Source organism: Roseateles sp. P5_B10, assembly GCF_056400485.1.
Window position 1 is genome coordinate 1 of record NZ_JBFULE010000791.1, and the last position, 2,384, is coordinate 2,384.

The 2,384-nt window shown below is 60.3% G+C and carries 2 protein-coding genes; both read right to left on the reverse strand.

From position 1 onward, the window contains the following. Window positions 1-632 (reverse strand): TniB family NTP-binding protein (locus tag AC1DU6_RS27680; RefSeq protein ID WP_477861043.1); only part of this gene is annotated, 632 nt, incomplete at its 3' end. Window positions 633-667: 35 nt separating this feature from the next. Continuing rightward, window positions 668-2,384 (reverse strand): Mu transposase C-terminal domain-containing protein (locus AC1DU6_RS27685; protein ID WP_477861045.1); only part of this gene is annotated, 1,717 nt, incomplete at its 5' end.

Here is a 2,384-nt window from a genome sequence, read left to right on the forward strand (position 1 = left end):
GCCTCTAATATTCCGATGAACTCTGCACGATCATCGTCATGAAGCCAATTAAAGCGATGCATAAAGGCTGGGGCTAAGAAACGACCTGACAACTGTTCGCTTTGTCTCAAGACGGGCAAGCAACTGTCAAGTCCGGTCACGACTAATGAGACTCGAGTGTTATCGGCGCGGAGTTTCAGCCAGTCCGCAACGTGGTGAAAAACTTTCCGCGTAGTTTTGTCGAAAAAATGCTGAAATTCGTCGAGCATCAGCATTTGGCATTCGCAGTCTTGTAGGAGTTTTTCCAATCTGGCAGTTTTTGCATTTTCTGTGCCCGTCTCCCATTTGGGATCGCCGAGCTTTTTCAGGAGTACTTCGCACAAACTCTTCGCGCTTGGCTTCGAAGGTGCTGATACACGAACCACCGGCACGATCAGTCCGGCCGCCGTGCGCCGAGGCTTGTGCATCCTTTCGAATTCTTCCAATATTCGGCTCTTGCCGGTGCGTGACGCGCCGACGATAGCGAAGCAGATAGGCTCAGGTGATTCTTTGGCATAGTCAAAGCATTGCCTCAAACGAGCTGAGGCTTTGACGAAGGCTGTATGCGGAACGAGTGTTGATTCGACGATGCGACGAAAAGACTTGGTGTCCATAAAACAACTATTCAAACAGAGGATGTAGACCGTTCTCAACGTTCGCGCACGACAGGTGAAAACTTGCGGGCGGAGTTGGTAACGGGTATGGCGGGCGCGGTCACTGCCTGAGAGGCGGCGGGTGGCGGAGCACTCGGCTTGGGCGGCGGTGGCGGCACCGACCGGCCTGGCGGTTTGGGCGCGCTGCTGGCGCTTGGCACCTGTCCTTCCTGAAACCGGCCGATCCGGCTGCGTGACCGGGCCTTCTTCTGCGCGAACTCGTCGCGGATCAGCTCCGCAATCCGTTCCTTGGCCTCCAGCCAGCCCGAGGAGCCGTACTGGGACATCTCACGCGCCGCAAACCGCTTGCACACTTTGTGCTGCCAGGCCGTAAGGCCGTTGGCGTACGCCTGGTTCAATGCCAGCGCGGTGAACATCCGCGTCTTGTCCGGCGAGAAGACCACGAGCGACCCGATGTCGCCGTCGTTGACGCTGATCTCAACCTCCAGTCGATCGCCGAGCTGCATCCGCAGCTTGGCCAGTTCCGGCGAGTTGTAGAACAGGCCTTCGAACTCGATGCCCTTGTGGGTCAGTGTCCGAGCCAATCGACGGCCAAGGACGGCGTCCAGCCGCTCTGGATCCTCCGGCAGGCCGATGTCCTCAGGCCTGATGCGGCTGGACCAAGCGACCGCCGGTGGGACCTTGAGGGCGCGATGCGGCCGCTGGTGATAGACGTCGGCGATCCACATCATCACCACCTTCTTCAGCACGCTGAGACGAATGACCGCGTGCTTCAACGGGTCRTAGTCGTCCTTCTCGAAGATGTTGGAGAAGGTCGTGCCCRGCACGCCGTGCGCTACTTCGAAGTTCAGCGTCTTCAGGAAACGTTCGATCTTGCCCTTGTGCCAAGGCTTCTTGCGCGGCGAGTAGTGGATCTCCATCCCGAGTTCCAACGCAGCCTGCTCAAGGCCTATGCCGTGGAACTCCAAGCCGTTGTCGACCGACGCCTCGCCCGCCACCCCATGCGCAAGCCAGTCGTTGACGATCTCCGGGTGTTCCTCCTTCAAGCGGGTCTTCGGGAGGAAGGCGTGCTTGAGGCAGCGGGCCACCGTCAGCAGGCTCGGCGGCTCAAAGCCGATGTTGATGCCCAGCACACACCGCGTGTTGTCGTCGATGCAGACGGTCATCACGGGTCTGCCCAGGGGCAGCCCGGTGCGGTCGTCCAGCACCATCAGATCAAGCAGCGTGTGGTCGATCTCGCAACGTTCCAGAGGGAACTGCGTGGTTCGGTGCCGCTTCACCGAACGGAACCGCCGCACCGCAGCCATGCGCCCTTCGCGAGCGACGCAGCGATCAAACGCGGGTATCTCGTTGATCTTGCGCTTGACGAGTTGAAGGGTCGGCAGCGGCAGCTTGTCTGCGTCCGGCCGCAGCTTGTTCTCCCTGATGACGTCCACGCAGGCTCTGTCGAGGGTGTCCTGGACGGTCTTGCGCTCCAGCGTGAGGTAGACCACGTCGATGGCGTTCTCGACAATGTCCGTCACCATCTCTGGATACCGGGCCGTCCGGTTGCCGCGCTGCGATATCTTGTCCACCACGGCCCGGATGTCTCCGCCGGCAGCGACGAGGCATGAGCGCCAGCGGCGGACCGTGGCAGGGTGGGGCGCTGTGGCGGGCTGCTTGATCTTCTGCCACAGCTTCTGGATCGCCTCCCGGATGAACCTGTTCGAAGCGGGGACGTCCTGGAGTGCCTTCACATACAGGCGCTTCAGC